This window comes from Streptomyces sp. LS1784, assembly GCF_020103755.1.
Taxonomy (GTDB): Bacteria; Actinomycetota; Actinomycetes; order Streptomycetales; family Streptomycetaceae; genus Kitasatospora.
The window spans coordinates 1-14,589 of the sequence record NZ_JAHSQD010000174.1; the positions used below are offsets into that span (position 1 = coordinate 1).

The following is a 14,589-nucleotide window of genomic DNA, read 5'->3' on the forward strand; positions in this document are numbered from 1 at the left end:
CCACCGCCACGCCCACCGCCACGCCGGGCGGCAAGGCGAGCGCGAAGCCGGCGCCCTCCGCGGACGCCTCGGCGACGCCCACCGCGGGCGCCTCCGGCACCCCGTCCGCGACGCCCACCGAGAACCCCAACTGCGATGTGGACGCCCGCGGCCTGACCGCCGGCGCGCCCGCCCCCGGGCACGTCGTCCCGGAGCAGAACTGGACCCTGAAGACCAGCCGGCTCGCCCTGCACGGCGCGGCCTTCCACGGCGTCTACGACGTGAAGACCCCGACCGGCAGCAAGCGCGTCCTGAAGTTCGTGGTCGACAGCGTGGACATCGACAACCTCGACATGTCCACCCTGGAGGGCAACGGCGTGACCTTCCACGTCCAGGGCGCCCCGGGTTCCACCTCGACCATGCGCCAGGGCCCGGTCACCATGTACGTGGAGCGGCTGTCGGGGCACCTCTCCAAGGTGCTCGGCCTGCCGGTCCTGATCGACCTGGGCGAGATCACCCTCACCCCGGACACCCTGCCGCGCTGGCTGTACGACCTGATCGGCGCCATCCCGATCCCGCTGGACCTGGAGCTGACCGGCGTCACCGCCAAGCAGGCCGGTCAGTTCGGCGGCACCCTGCGCATCCCCGGGATGCACATGTTCAACGACAACGCCCCCTACAGCGACAAGTAGGAGCGGCGACAAGCAGCCCGCGCCGTCACGCCCGCGGGGCGGCCCTCCCGGAGGAGGACCGCCCCACGGGCGTTCGGACGTGACGGGTGCTCACTCGCCCGGGGTGCCCAGGTGGTGCACCTGCACCATGTTGGTGGTGCCGGGGACGCCGACCGGGACACCGGCGGTGACGATGACGGTGTCGCCCTCGCCGAGCCGGCCCAGCTTCAGCAGCTCCCGGTCGACCTGCGCGACCATCGCGTCCGTGGTGGCCACCTGCTCGGTCACGTACGCCTCGACGCCCCAGCTCAGCGAGAGCTGGTTGCGGGTGGCGGTGTCCGGGGTGAAGGCGATCACCGGGATCGGCGAGCGGTAGCGGGACAGCCGGCGGGCGGTGTCACCCGACTTGGTGAAGGCGACCAGCGCCTTGCCGTCCAGGAAGTCGCCCAGCTCGCACGCGGCGCGGGCGACCGAGCCGCCCTGGGTGCGCGGCTTGCGGCCCGGGTTGAGCGGCTGCAGGCCCTGGGAGACCAGCTCCTCCTCGGCCTTCTCGCAGATCCGGCTCATGGTGCGGACGGTCTCGACCGGGTACTTGCCGACGCTGGACTCGGCGGACAGCATGACCGCGTCGGCACCGTCCAGGATGGCGTTGGCGACGTCGGAGACCTCGGCGCGGGTCGGGCGCGAGGCGTGGATCATCGACTCCATCATCTGGGTGGCGACGATGACCGGCTTGGCGTTGCGGCGGGCCAGCGTGATCAGCTGCTTCTGGACCAGCGGCACCCGCTCCAGGGGGTACTCCACGGCGAGGTCGCCGCGGGCGACCATGATGGCGTCGAAGGCGAGGACGATCTCCTCCATGGCCTCGACGGCCTGCGGCTTCTCGATCTTGGCGATGACCGGCACCCGGATGCCGACCTCGTCCATGACCTCGTGGACGTCCTTGATGTCGTCCGCGTTGCGGACGAAGGACAGGGCGATCATGTCGACGCCCAGGCGCAGCGCGAAGCGCAGGTCGTCCTTGTCCTTCTCGGACAGGGCGGGCACGTTCACGGCCGCGCCGGGCAGGTTGATGCCCTTGTTGTTCGAGAGCACGCCGCCCTCGACCACCACGGTCCTCACCCGCGGGCCGTCGACGCTGACGACCTCCAGGGCGATGACGCCGTCGTTGATCAGGATCGGGTCGCCGGGCTTCACGTCGCCGGGCAGGCCCTTGTAGGTGGTGCCGCAGATGTGCTGGTCACCGGGGACGTCCTCGGTGGTGATGGTGAACTCGTCGCCGTTGTCGACGGTCACCGGGCCGTTGGCGAAGGTCGCCAGACGGATCTTCGGACCCTGGAGGTCGGCAAGGACGCCGATGGCCTTGCCGGTGTCCTCCGAGACCTGGCGGACCTTGCGGTACCGCTCCTCGTGGTCCGCGTGGTTGCCGTGGCTCATGTTCAGTCGGGCGACGTTCATGCCCGCCTCGACGATGGCCTTCAGCTGTTCGTAGGAGTCCGTCGCCGGACCCAGGGTGCAGACAATTTTCGCTCGGCGCATATGGATCAGTCTATCCGTTCGTGTTATAGGTGCATTCGGTATGCACCGGGAGGAATCGCCGACGAAAGCTTCCGAGGAGTGAGACGGTTCCGTGTCAGTCCTCGGACTCCCGGCGTTCCCGGTGCACCAGTGCGAAGGCCTGTCGGGCGATCTCCAGCTCCTCGTCGGTGGGCACCACGGCGACCGCCACCCGGGCGTACGCGGGGGAGATGATCCGGGCCTCGCCCGACCGCACCGAGTTCAGCTCCGGGTCGACGGCGATGCCCAGTTCCTCCAGCCCCGCGGTGGCCGCCGCGCGCACCGGTGCCGCGTTCTCCCCGACGCCCGCGGTGAACGCGATCGCGTCCACCCGGCCCAGCACCGCGTAGTAGCCGCCGATGTACTTGCGCAGCCGGTGGATGTACGAGTCGAACGCCAGCTTCGCGTCCGCGTCGCCTTCCCGTCGCCCACCACCACCCTCGTCCGAGGCGCTCTGCGCCGCCCCCTCGATTCCGGCCCGGTGCATGATCTCGCGCATGTCGTTCTCGCCGCACAGCCCGCGCAGGCCGCTGCGGCGGTTGAGCAGGTCGTCGATCTCGTCCACGGACAGCCCGCCGACCCGGTGCAGGTGGAACACCACGCCGGCGTCGATGTCGCCCGAACGGGTGCCCATGACCAGGCCCTCCAGCGGGGTCAGGCCCATCGAGGTGTCCATGCAGCGGCCGCCGGCGACCGCCGAGGCGGAGGCGCCGTTGCCCAGGTGCAGCACGATCACGTTGACCTCGGCCGGGTCCTTGCCGAGCAGCCGGGCGGTGGCCCGCGAGACGTACTGGTGCGAGGTGCCGTGGAAGCCGTAGCGGCGCACCCGGTGCTGGTCGGCGACGGCCTTGTCGATGGCGTACCGGGCCGAGTACTCGGGCATCGAGGCGTGGAAGGCGGTGTCGAAGACGGCCACCTGGGGGAGGTCGGGGCGCAGCGCGCGGGCCACCTCGATGCCGGTGATGTTCGCCGGGTTGTGCAGCGGGGCGACCGGGATCAGCCGGCGGATCTCCTTGAGCACGTCGTCGGTGATCACCGTCGGCTCGGTGAACCGCAGGCCGCCGTGCACCACCCGGTGGCCGATCGCGGCCAGCTCGGGGGAGTCCAGCCCGAGGCCGTCGGCGGACAGCTCCTCGGCGACGGCCTTGAGCGCGGCGGCGTGGTCCGGGAAGACCTGGACGGTCTCGCGCGGCTCGCCGGTGCGCGGGGTGTGCACCAGCCGCCCGCGGGCCTCGCCGATCCGCTCGACCAGCCCGGAGGCCAGCCTGGCCCCGTCCAGCATGTCGATCAGCCGGTACTTCACCGACGAGGAGCCGGCGTTCAGGACGAGAACGCGCGTGCCTTCACTCATGCCTGCGGCTCCTTGCGGTCCTGGGACTGGATGGCGGTGATCGCCACGGTGTTGACGATGTCCTGTACCAGCGCCCCCCGGGAGAGGTCGTTGACGGGCTTGCGCAGCCCCTGGAGCACCGGGCCGACCGCGACCGCGCCGGCCGAGCGCTGGACCGCCTTGTAGGTGTTGTTGCCGGTGTTGAGGTCCGGGAAGATCAGTACGGTGGCCCGCCCGGCGACCGGGGAGCCCGGCAGCTTGGTGGCCGCGACGTGGGCGTCCACCGCCGCGTCGTACTGGATCGGGCCCTCGACCAGGATGTCCGGCCGCAGCTCGCGGACCAGCTCGGTGGCCTTGCGGACCTTGTCGACGTCCGCGCCGGAGCCGGAGGTGCCCGTCGAGTACGAGAGCATCGCGACCCGCGGCTCCACCCCGAACTGGGCGGCGGTGGCGGCCGACTGGATGGCGATGTCGGCCAGCTGCTGGGCGTCCGGGTCGGGGTTGACCGCGCAGTCGCCGTACACCAGCACCTTGTCGGCCAGGCACATGAAGAAGACCGAGGAGACGATCGAGGCGCCCGGCGAGGTCTTGATCACCTCGAAGGCGGGTCGGATGGTGGCGGCGGTGGAGTGCACCGCGCCGGAGACCATGCCGTCGGCGATGCCCTCCTGGACCATCAGGGTGCCGAAGTACGAGACGTCGGTGACCACGTCCAGGGCCAGCTCGACGGTCATGCCCTTGTGGGCGCGCAACGCGGCGTACAGCTCGGCGAACTGGCGGCGCAGCGGGCTGGTGGCCGGGTCGACGATCCGCACCTGGGCGCGGTCGGCGGCCGGGTCCACGTCGGGGAGGGCGATGCTCAGGCTCGCGGCCTTGCGGCGGACGGCGTCCACGTCGCCGAGCAGGGTGAGGTCGCAGATGTTGCGGCGCAGCAGGATCTCGGCGGCGCGCAGCACCCGCTCCTCGGCGCCCTCCGGCAGCACGACGTGCCGGCGGGCGCCCCGGGCGCGTTCCAGCAGCTCGTGCTCGAACATCATCGGGGTGACCCGATCGGACCGTCCGACCTCGATCCGGTTGGTCAACTCGGCGGTGTCGACGTGCAGTTCGAACAGGCCGAGGGCGATCTCGGCCTTCCGGGGGCTGGCCGCGGTGAGCTTGCCCTCCAGGTGGGTCAGATGGGCGGCGGTCGGCCAGCTGCCCTCGGGGACGACCGCGACCGGGGTGCCGGGGGCGAGGCGGGCGGCCAGTGCCATCACGTTGGGGCCGGGGTGCTGGCCGAGCGTCAGCAGCACGCCGGCGATCGGCGGGGCGCCGGCGGCGTGCGCGGCCAGCGAGCCGATCACCAGGTCGGCCCGGTCCCCGGGGGTGACCACCAGGGCGCCCTCGGTCAGCGCGTCCAGGAAGGTGGGCAGCATGGCGCCGCCGAAGACGTAGCCGCGCACGTCCCGGGCGAGGCCGGTGGCGTCCCCGATCAGCACCTCGGCGCCGGTCGCCTCGACCAGCTGCGCGACGGTGGGCGCGGCCAGCGCCGGCTCCTCCGGGATGACGTAGGCGGGGATCGGCAGCTTCTCGGTCAGGGTGTGCCGGATCCGCTGCCGGGCGCCCGGGGTGACCCGGTTGGCGACCATCGCCAGGGTCTCGCAGCCGAGGTCGGTGTACGCCCGGTGGGCGCCCAGCACCTCGGCGATCACCGTGTCGGCGTCCGCGCCGTGCCCGCCGACCACCGGCAGCACGGCGGCGCCGAACTCGTTGGCCAGGCGGGCGTTGAAGGCCAGCTCGTCCGGGATGCTGGTGTCGGCGAAGTCGGTGCCGAGCACCAGCACCGCCTGGCAGCGCCGCTCCAGTGCGTGGAAGCGGTCGACCAGGACGGAGACCAGCTCGTCCTGCCCCTGGGCGGCCTGGAGCGCGGCGGCCTCCTCGTAGGTGAGGCCGTACAGTTCGGTGCCCGGCAGGTCGATCCGGTAGCGGCCGCGCAGCAGCTCGACCACGTGGTCCGAGCCCGGCCGGCCGGGCGCCGAGGCGTGCACCAGCGGGCGGAACACCCCGACCCGGTCCACCTGGCGGGTGAGCAGTTCCATGACCCCGAGTTCGACCGCCTGCCGGCCGTCCCCCCGGTCGATGCCGGTCACGTACACGCTGCGCGCCACGTGGGTGTCTCCGTCCCGTCGTCTCGGAAGGTGGTCATATCGACCATACCTTCGCACCCCGAACAGCCGTCCGCGAGCAGAGTGGCCGCCCTGAGGCCAGGGAACAAGGTCCTGGACTCGGGATTTGCGCCACCGCCCGGCCTTGATGTACCTACATGATGTAGTTACATTGGCAGGTATGGAGACCATGGGACTGCGTGAACTGAACCAGAACCCGTCGAAGGCGGTCGCGCGGGTCCGGGCCGGTGCGACGATCGTCGTGACCGATCGCGGACGGCCCGTGCTGAGGCTCGTGCCGGAGGCGGCCCCGGTGACCGTGCTGGAACGCATGATCGCTGCCGGCGAGGTCACCCCGCCCGCCGATCAGGGCATGCCCGAGCTCGCCCTTGACCTCCTGCCGGGCATCGGCAGCCTGTCGGACGTCCTGATCGAAGACCGGGACCGGGAGCGGAACCGTTGATCTACCTCGACTCGTGCGCGCTGCTCAAGTTCATCAAGCCGGAGCCCGAGACCGCCGTGCTGCGAGCGTGGCGACAGGCGCTTCCCGATGGCACCGAACTGATCGCCAGCGAGCTGGCCCGGCTGGAGATCACCCGCACGCTGCTCCGCGCGGGGCTGTCGCACCAGCTCGTCCCCTATCACGTCGACCAGGCGCTTCGGGGCGTCTACCAGGTCGACCTCAGCAGCGCGGTGCTCGCCCGGGCGCTCTCCTACCGCACGCCGCGGCTGGGATCGCTGGACGCGCTCCACCTGGCCAGTGCGGAGCCGTTCCGCGCCGAGCTCACCGACTTCGTCACCTACGACCGCGAGCTCGGCAGGGCGGCCGAGGAGCTCGGATTCCCGGTCACGGCTCCCGAGTGACCGCCCGCCCGTCGTGGCGGGCGGGCGGGGGCGGGCGTCAGGCCGGGCGGAGCCAGACGGTGGCGAGCGGGGGGAGGACCAGCTCGGCGGAGCGGGGCTGGCCGTCCCACTCCACCGGCTCGGCCTTGACCGGGCGGGAGTTGCCGACGCCGCTGCCGCCGTACTCCTCGGCGTCGGTGTTCAGCACCTCCTCCCACAGCTGCTCGCGGCCGGCCAGCCGCGGCAGGCCGACCCGGTGGCCGTGCCGGACGACCGGCGAGAAGTTGCAGACCGCGACCAGCGGCGAGCCGTCGGCCGCGTACCGGACGAAGGAGAGCAGGTTGTCCTCGGCGGCGCCGCCGTCGAGCCAGCGGAAGCCCTCCGGGACGGTGTCCAGCTCCCACAGGGCCGGGGTGTCGAGGTAGCGCCGGTTGAGGTCGCGGACCAGCCGGCGCACCCCGAGGTGCTCCCGGTGGGCCGGCCACTGCTCGTCGAGCACCCACCACTGCGGGCCCTGCTCGTGGTGCCACTCCGCGCCCTGGGCGAACTCCTGTCCCATGAACAGCAGCTGCTTGCCCGGGTGGGACCACATGAAGCCGAGGTAGGCGCGGTGGTTGGCGCGCTGCTGCCACCAGTCGCCGGGCATCTTGGAGACCAGCGACTGCTTGCCGTGCACCACCTCGTCGTGCGAGATCGGCAGCACGTAGTTCTCGGAGTAGGCGTACACCATCGAGAAGGTGATCTCGTTGTGGTGGTACTTGCGGTGCACCGGCTCCTTGGACATGTAGACCAGCGAGTCGTGCATCCAGCCCATGTTCCACTTCAGCCCGAAGCCGAGGCCGCCTGCGTGGGTGGGGCGGGTGACCCCGTCCCAGGCGGTGGACTCCTCGGCGACGGTCACCACGCCCGGGCAGCGCCGGTAGACGGTGGCGTTCATCTCCTGGAGGAAGGAGGCCGCGTCCAGGTTCTCCCGGCCGCCGAACCGGTTGGGCGTCCAGTCGCCGCTCTCGCGGGAGTAGTCGAGGTAGAGCATCGAGGCGACGGCGTCCACCCGTAGGCCGTCGACGTGGAACTCCTCGCACCAGTACACCGCGTTGGCGACCAGGAAGTTGCGTACCTCCTTGCGGCCGTAGTCGAACTCCAGTGTCCCCCAGTCCGGGTGCTCGGCGCGCAGCGGGTCGGCCGGCTCGTACAGCGGCTCGCCGTCGAAGCGGGCGAGCGCGAAGTCGTCCTTGGGGAAGTGCGCGGGCACCCAGTCGACGATCACGCCGATGCCGTGCCGGTGCAGGGCGTCCACCAGGTACCGGAAGTCGTCGGGGCTGCCGAGCCGGGCGGTGGGGGCGTAGTAGCCGGACACCTGGTAGCCCCAGGAGCCGCCGAAGGGGTGCTCCATCACCGGCATGAACTCCACGTGGGTGAAGTTCAACTCCTTGAGGTAGCGCGGCAGTTCCTCGGCGATGGCGCGGTAGGTGGTGAGCTCGGGGCGCCAGGACGGCAGGTGCAGCTCGTACACCGACATCGGCGCCCGGTGGTGCGCGGCGCGGGCCCGGCGGGCCATCCACTCGCCGTCCTGCCACGTGTAGTCGGAGGAGGTGACCACCGAGGCGGTGCCGGGCGGGCACTGGGCGGCCCGGGCCAGCGGGTCGGCCTTGTCCAGCACCCAGCCCTGCCGGGTGTGCACCTCGTACTTGTAGGTGGCGCCCTCGGCCAGGCCGGGGACGAACAGCTCCCAGATCCCGGAGGAGCCGAGCGAGCGCATCGGGTGCCCGGTGCCGTCCCAGTGGTTGAAGTCGCCGATCAGCCGCACCCCGACGGCGTTCGGGGCCCAGACCGCGAAGGCGGTGCCGGCCACGCCGCCGACGGTGCGCACGTGCGAGCCGAGCGCCCGCCACAGCTGCTCGTGCCGGCCCTCGGAGATCAGGTGCAGGTCGAGCTCGCCGAGGGTGGGCGGGGTGCGGTAGCCGTCCTGCTGGCGCAGCGGCTCGCCGCCGGGGTAGGTCACCAGCAGGGTGTACTCCGGCGATTCGCCGCCGGCCACCAGGCCGGTGAACAACCCGCCCTGCTGGTGGGTGAGTTCGGCCGGGCCCTGGGCGGTCTCGACGACCACGCGCTCGGCGAACGGGCGCAGCACCCGGATCGCGGTGCCGCCGTGCACCGGGTGCGCGCCGAGCAGTGCGTGCGGGTCGTGGTGCTGCCCGTGGACCAGCCGGTCGACCTCGGCGGGCGGCAGCGGCGCCTCGGGCAGCCGCAGTGCCCCGGTGGGGGCCGGACGCTCGGCTCCCCGGGGGTCCCCGGCTGTGGGCGGGGTGGCCGCCGGGGGCTCCGGGCCGGTGTCGGCGCCCTTCTCCACCTCCTCGGCCGCCCGGCGCGCCTCGGGCTCGTGGCCGGCGCGTCCTTCGGCTGGGAGCGGTCCGGCCAGGAAGGTGGCCGGTACGGGGCGGGTGGGGCGGCCGGCCGGGTCGATCGGCGTCACGGCGGGGTCCTCCTGCGACGGGGGTGGGCGAACTCCTGCGGGCGGGACAGGAAGCGGGGGTCAGACGGACAGGGCCAGCCGGTTGATCGCGGCCAGCGGGATCGGCAGCCAGCTCGGCCGGTGCCGGGCCTCGTACACCACCTCGTACACCGCCTTGTCGATCTCCAGAGCCCGCATCAGCTCCGGCGAGGCGGCCGGGTCGGCGCCGCCGCCGGCGGTGTAGCCGGCGCAGTAGGCGGTGCGGTTGCGCTGGGCCCAGGCGGCGGCCAGGTGGGCCAGTTCCGGGTCGACCGGGCCGCCGGCCAGCAGGTGGGCGGCCGCGTAGTCGAAGGAGCGCAGCATCGCGGCGACGTCGCGCAGGGCCGGTTGCGGCTCGCGGCGCTCGTTGACCGACTTGGCCGGCTCGCCCTCGAAGTCCAGCAGCACCCAGCCGTGCGGGGTGCGCATCGCCTGTCCGAGGTGCAGGTCGCCGTGGATGCGCTGGACCGGCAGGCCGTCCGGGTGGGCGTCGGCGAGCTGCTGGAAGGCGGCGCGCAGCGCGGCCCGGAAGCGCAGCAGCCCGGGGACGGCGGCGACGGCGCTGTCCAGCCGGTCGGCCATCGCGCCGGCCAGCCGTCCGGTCTGGGTGCGGTCGAGCCGGGCGACGGGCATCGAGCGGGCCAGTACCCGGTGCACCTCGGCGGTGGCCCGGCCGAGCCGGTGCGCCTCGATGGCGAAGTTGCCGGGGGAGCGGTCGCCCTTGAGCCGGCCGACCTGGTCGAGGGCGAGCTCCCAGCCGTCCTCGGCGTCCGGCAGGTAGCGCTGCAGCAGTCCGAGGGTGGCGGGTTCGGCGCGTTCCATCCGGCTCTCGAACCAGGCGGCGACCCGGGGGATGCGGGTGGAGCCGGCCCGGGAGAGCGCGAGCGAGAGTTCGAGATCGGGGTTGGTGCCGGGGTGGATGCGGCGGAACAGCTTGAGGATGTACGAGGTGCCGTAGATGACCGAGCTGTTGGACTGCTCGGCGGTGGAGGCGCGGCCGCGGAGGTTGGTGGGCAGCCCGGAGCCGGGGGTGCGGCGGAAGGACAGTGCGCCGAAGCGGTCGCCGGTGGCCAGGTGTTCCAGCAGGCGCCCGGTGAGCTCCGGGTCGTGCACTGCGTCGTAGAGCGTCGCGCCGTCGTACGGGCCCTGGGTGAGCCGGCCGAGTACGGCGCCGGGCCCGATGTCCCCGAGCCCGCCGGAGCGGATGCCGAGCAGCAGCTGGTAGATGTCGCCGTGCGGGGCGCCGGCCGTGGTGGCGTGCTCGACCCGCAGCAGCAGGTGCAGCAGGGCCGGGTCGCCGACCTGCAGCGGAGTGCCGACCACCGGGGTGAGGCCGGTGATGGGCCGCCCCTTGCCGGCGTACCAGCGCTGGGTGGGCAGCCATGCGGCGATCAGCGGCAGGGCCGCCTGGACGAGTTCGCTGACGCCCAGGGCGGTTCTCCGGACTCCGGTGCCCCGGGTGCCCGCCGCAGGGGCGGAACCGGCGGGGGCGTCGTCCCGGAGGTGGGCTTGAGAACGGGAGGTTTCGGACATGGCTCCCTTTCCCCGGAAGCACGCGGACTGCCCGACGGGTCGTGGCCGGGTCCGTCAGTCTTCCGGATTGCGGCGGCGCGGCGGTCGCGGCACGCGAGCACGGCTCGGGTGTCACGCCTTCGTGTGGGTGGCCGTTGGGCTGTTCTCCGTACGCGGTGGTGCAGAGAACTCCGGGGGCGCTGGGGTCAACTCGCGCCCCCGGAGGGTCTGGTGGAGCTGTTCACGCCGGTGTGCGGCGTGCGGCGGATCGTTACTTCGATCGCCTGGTCCCGCTCAGGCGCGGGGGCTGCCGGAGCTGGAACCAGTAGAAGCCGTGCCCGGCCAGGGTGAGCAGGTAGGGCCACTCACCGATCGACGGGAAGCGCACTCCGCCGATCAGCTCGACCGGGTACCGCCCGCCGTACTGCCGCAGGTCCAGCTCGGTCGGCTGCGCGAACCGCGAGAAGTTGTTCACGCACATGACCAGGTCCCCCTCGTACTCGCGCACGAAGGCCAGCACGGCGGGGTTGCTGGAGGGCAGTTCGGCGTAGCTGCCGAGGCCGAACGCGGGATTGAGCTTGCGGATCTCGATCATGCGACGCGTCCAGTGCAGCAGCGAGCTCGAACTGCTCTGCTGCGCCTCGACGTTGGTCACCTGGTAGCCGTACACCGGGTCCATGATGGGCGGCAGACTGAGCCTGCCCGGGTCGGCGGAGGAGAAACCCGCGTTGCGGTCCGGGGTCCACTGCATCGGGGTGCGCACGCCGTCCCGGTCACCGAGCCAGATGTTGTCGCCCATGCCGATCTCGTCCCCGTAGTAGAGCACCGGCGAGCCCGGCAGGGAGAGCAGCAGGGCGGTGAACAGCTCGATCTGGTTGCGGTCGTTCTCCAGCAGCGGGGCGAGCCGGCGGCGGATGCCCACGTTGGCGCGCATCCGCGGGTCCTTGGCGTACTCCGCGTACATGTAGTCGCGCTCCTCGTCGGTGACCATCTCCAGGGTCAGCTCGTCGTGGTTGCGCAGGAAGATGCCCCACTGGCAGCCGCCGGGGATCTGCGGGGTCTTGGCGAGGACCTCCGACACCGGGTAGCGGGACTCCCGGCGCACCGCCATGAAGATCCGCGGCATCACCGGGAAGTGGAACGCCATGTGGCACTCGTCGCCGCCCGAGGCGAAGTCGCCGAAGTAGTCGACGACGTCCTCCGGCCACTGGTTGGCCTCGGCGAGCAGCACGGTGTCCGGGTAGTCGGCGTCGATCTCCTTGCGGACCCGCTTGAGGAACTCGTGGGTCTCCGGCAGGTTCTCGCAGTTGGTGCCCTCACGGGCGAACAGGTACGGCACCGCGTCCAGCCGGAAGCCGTCGATGCCGAGGTCGAGCCAGAACCGCAGCCCGGCGATCATCTCGTCCTGGACCCGGGGGTTGTCGTAGTTGAGGTCCGGCTGGTGGGAGAAGAAGCGGTGCCAGTAGTACTGCTTGCGGACCGGGTCGTAGGTCCAGTTGGAGGTCTCGGTGTCGACGAAGATGATCCGGGCGTCCGGGTACTGCTTGTCGTCGTCGGCCCACATGTAGAAGTCGCCGTACGGCCCGTCCGGGTCCGTCCGGGAGGCCTGGAACCACGGGTGCTGGTCGCTGGTGTGGTTCATGACGAAGTCGATGATGATGCGCATGCCGCGGGCGTGCGCGGCGTCGACGAACTCCATGAAGTCGGCGAGGTCGCCGAACTCCGGCAGTACCGAGGTGTAGTCGGACACGTCGTATCCGCCGTCGCGTAGCGGCGAGGCGAAGAACGGGGGGAGCCAGAGGCAGTCGATCCCGAGCCACTGGAGGTAGTCGAGCTTGGCCGTGAGCCCCTTGAGGTCCCCGACCCCGTCGCCGTTGCTGTCCTGGAAGGACCGCACCAGCACCTCGTAGAAGACCGCACGCTTGAACCACTCGGGGTCGAGCTTCTTCTTCGAGGTCTCGGGGAAGGTGTCGGGGACGGGCTCGTTCACTGTCACGCTGGGTTCCTCCGAACCGTGAGGAGGTGAGCCGGCTCGGCTGAGGGATCGAGCCGGACGTAGTTGTGCCGGCCCCAGGTGTAGACGGCGCCGGTGAGCTCGTCGTGCACCGCGTACGGGCCGTCGCCGTCCAGCGTGACGGTGGCCTCCTGGACGTGGTGCGGGTCGAGGTTCACCACGGTGATGACCTGGTCGGTGAGGCCCTCGGGGGTGGTCGCGGTCTTGGAGTAGGCGAGCACCTGGTCGTTGTCGGTGGGGTGGAAGCGCAGGTCGCGCAGCTGCTGGAGGGCGGGGTGGCGGCGGCGCAGCCGGTTCAGCACGGTCAGCAGCGGGGCCAGGGTGTCGGTGCGGCTCCAGTCGCGCGGGCGCAGTTCGTACTTCTCCGAGTGCAGGTACTCCTCGGAGCCCGGGTGGGCCGGCTCGTTCTCGTACAGCTCGTAGCCGGCGTAGACGCCGTAGCTGGGGGAGAGGGTGGCGGCGAGCACCGCACGGACCGCGAAGGCGGCCGGGCCTCCGTTCTGGAGGTACGCGTGCAGGATGTCCGGGGTGTTCGCGAAGAAGTTGGGCCGCATGTAGGCCGCGGCGTCACCGCTGAGTTCGGTGAGGTACTCGGTGAGTTCCGGCTTGGTGGTGCGCCAGGTGAAGTACGTGTACGACTGGTGGAAACCGATCTTCGCCAGGGTGTGCATCATCGTCGGGCGGGTGAAGGCCTCCGCCAGGAACACGACATCGGGGTCGGTCCGGGCGATGTCGGCGAGCACCTTCTCCCAGAACACCGCGGGCTTGGTGTGCGGGTTGTCGACCCGGAAGATCCGGACGCCGTGGGACATCCAGAAGCGGAGGATCCGGATGGTTTCCTTGACGATTCCATCCATGTCCTGGTCGAAGTTGATCGGATAGATGTCCTGGTACTTCTTCGGCGGATTCTCGGCGTACGCGATGGTGCCGTCCGCGCGGTGACTGAACCATTCCGGATGCTTGTTCACCCAGGGGTGGTCGGGGGAGCACTGGAGGGCGAAGTCCAGCGCCACCTCCAGGTGCAGCGCCTGTGCCTCGGCGACGAAGTGGTCGAAGTCCTCGATGGTGCCGAGGTCCGGGTGGAGCGCGTCGTGGCCGCCCTCGGGGGAGCCGATCGCCCAGGGCGATCCGACGTCGTGCGGACCGGCCGTCAGGGTGTTGTCCGGGCCCTTGCGGAAGGCTCGGCCGATCGGGTGGACCGGCGGCAGGTAGACCACGTCGAAGCCCATCGCGGCGACGGCCGGCAGTCGCTCGGCGGCGGTGCGCAGGGTGCCCTGGCGCGGCGGCTCGACGCCGGCCGGGTCCACCACGGCGCCCTCCGAGCGGGGGAAGAACTCGTACCAGGAGCCGAACAGCGCACGCTCGCGGTCCACCTGGAGCGGCAGCGGCCGGGAGGCACTGAGCAGTTCGCGCAGCGGGTGGCGGGCCAGCACGTCGAGCACCTGGGGGGCGAGCGCGGCGGCCAGCCGGGACAGCGGCGGCAGGACCTGGTCGCGCAGCGCCTCGGCGGCCGCCAGCACGTCGGCGCGGCCCTCCTTCTTGGGCACCCCGGCCGCGGCCTGCTCCAGCAGCCGGGCGCCCTCCTCCAGGACCAGCGCGGTGTCGATCCCGGCGGGCAGCTTCACCGAGGCGGTCCTGCGCCAGGTGGCGATCGGGTCGCTCCACGCCTCCACCAGGTACGACCAGCGGCCGGGCGCGGTCGGGGTGACGTACGCGCCCCAGCGGTCGCTGCCCTCGGCCAGCTCGCGCATCGGCGTCCACGGGCCACTGCGGCCGCGCGGGTCGCGCAGCACCACGTTGGCGTTGACGGCGTCGTGGCCCTCGCGGAAGACGGTCGCGGTGACCGGGAAGGTCTCGCCGACGACGGCCTTGGCCGGGCGGCGGCCGGCGTCGACGAGGGGACTGACGTCCAGGACGGGGATGCGGCCGATCACGGTGTCGCTCTCTGTCGTCTTGCGGGCGGCGGGCTTGGTGGCGGCCTTGCGGGCGGTCTTCCCGGCGGGCTCGGCCGCGGTCCTGCGGGCGGCCGCCGGTTCGGCGGGCGCCTT

Annotated in this window: 9 protein-coding genes and 1 pseudogene; 3 read left to right on the forward strand and 7 right to left on the reverse strand. The window is 71.9% G+C overall.

Features of this window, described 5'->3' with window-relative positions; all coding sequences use genetic code 11:
- Positions 1–671: pseudogene (locus tag KS423_RS20670) on the forward strand (hypothetical protein); the annotation flags it as partial.
- A gap of 90 nt (positions 672–761) precedes the next feature.
- Here KS423_RS20670 and pyk read toward each other — a convergent pair.
- The 3 genes from pyk to pta form a co-directional block, all read right to left on the reverse strand.
- Positions 762–2,189 (reverse strand): pyruvate kinase, encoded by a 1,428-nt coding sequence (gene pyk / locus KS423_RS20675; RefSeq protein WP_224281049.1) that lies wholly within the window; start codon positions 2,187–2,189, stop codon positions 762–764.
- Between the two features lie 94 nt (positions 2,190–2,283).
- Positions 2,284–3,558 carry an acetate kinase gene (locus KS423_RS20680; RefSeq protein ID WP_224281050.1) on the reverse strand — a complete coding sequence of 425 codons (1,275 nt, stop codon included), beginning with the start codon at positions 3,556–3,558 and terminating at the stop codon, positions 2,284–2,286.
- On the reverse strand, positions 3,555–5,684 hold the full coding sequence (pta, locus tag KS423_RS20685) for a phosphate acetyltransferase (RefSeq protein ID WP_224281051.1): 2,130 nt from the start codon (positions 5,682–5,684) through the stop codon (positions 3,555–3,557). Before pta ends, KS423_RS20680 begins: the two co-directional genes overlap by 4 nt.
- Before the next feature lie 178 nt (positions 5,685–5,862).
- Between pta and KS423_RS20690 the strand changes: the two genes are divergently transcribed.
- Both KS423_RS20690 and KS423_RS20695 read left to right on the forward strand, forming a co-directional pair.
- Positions 5,863–6,144 carry a type II toxin-antitoxin system Phd/YefM family antitoxin gene (locus KS423_RS20690; protein ID WP_224281052.1) on the forward strand — a complete coding sequence of 94 codons (282 nt, stop codon included), beginning with the start codon at positions 5,863–5,865 and terminating at the stop codon, positions 6,142–6,144.
- On the forward strand, positions 6,141–6,545 hold the full coding sequence (locus KS423_RS20695; protein WP_224281053.1) for a type II toxin-antitoxin system VapC family toxin: 405 nt from the start codon (positions 6,141–6,143) through the stop codon (positions 6,543–6,545). Before KS423_RS20690 ends, KS423_RS20695 begins: the two co-directional genes overlap by 4 nt.
- 37 nt (positions 6,546–6,582) lie before the next feature.
- On the opposite strand, the gene glgB is transcribed toward KS423_RS20695, so the two are convergent.
- The 4 genes from glgB to KS423_RS20715 all read right to left on the reverse strand — a co-directional run bounded on the left by glgB (position 6,583) and on the right by KS423_RS20715 (position 14,475).
- Complete coding sequence (gene glgB / locus KS423_RS20700; protein WP_224281054.1) at positions 6,583–8,997, reverse strand: 1,4-alpha-glucan branching enzyme; 2,415 nt, start codon at positions 8,995–8,997, stop codon at positions 6,583–6,585.
- Between the two features lie 60 nt (positions 8,998–9,057).
- Positions 9,058–10,548, reverse strand: coding sequence for a phosphotransferase (locus KS423_RS20705; protein ID WP_224281055.1), 1,491 nt, complete (start codon positions 10,546–10,548; stop codon positions 9,058–9,060).
- 250 nt (positions 10,549–10,798) lie between these two features.
- A complete protein-coding gene (treS, locus tag KS423_RS20710; RefSeq protein WP_224281056.1) occupies positions 10,799–12,523 on the reverse strand; it encodes a maltose alpha-D-glucosyltransferase in 1,725 nt (574 codons plus the stop codon).
- A complete protein-coding gene (locus KS423_RS20715) occupies positions 12,520–14,475 on the reverse strand; it encodes an alpha-1,4-glucan--maltose-1-phosphate maltosyltransferase (RefSeq protein ID WP_224281057.1) in 1,956 nt (651 codons plus the stop codon). Before KS423_RS20715 ends, treS begins: the two co-directional genes overlap by 4 nt.
- Positions 14,476–14,589: the final 114 nt, after the last annotated feature.

What these genes read in the sequence shown, in the direction of transcription:
- KS423_RS20705 (WP_224281055.1), bottom strand. Translation starts at nt 10,548, where the DNA reads ATGTCCGAAACCTCCCGTTCTCAAGCCCACCTCCGGGACGACGCCCCC.
- pyk (WP_224281049.1), bottom strand. Translation starts at nt 2,189, where the DNA reads ATGCGCCGAGCGAAAATTGTCTGCACCCTGGGTCCGGCGACGGACTCC.
- KS423_RS20680 (WP_224281050.1), bottom strand. Translation starts at nt 3,558, where the DNA reads ATGAGTGAAGGCACGCGCGTTCTCGTCCTGAACGCCGGCTCCTCGTCG.
- KS423_RS20690 (WP_224281052.1), top strand. Translation starts at nt 5,863, where the DNA reads ATGGAGACCATGGGACTGCGTGAACTGAACCAGAACCCGTCGAAGGCG.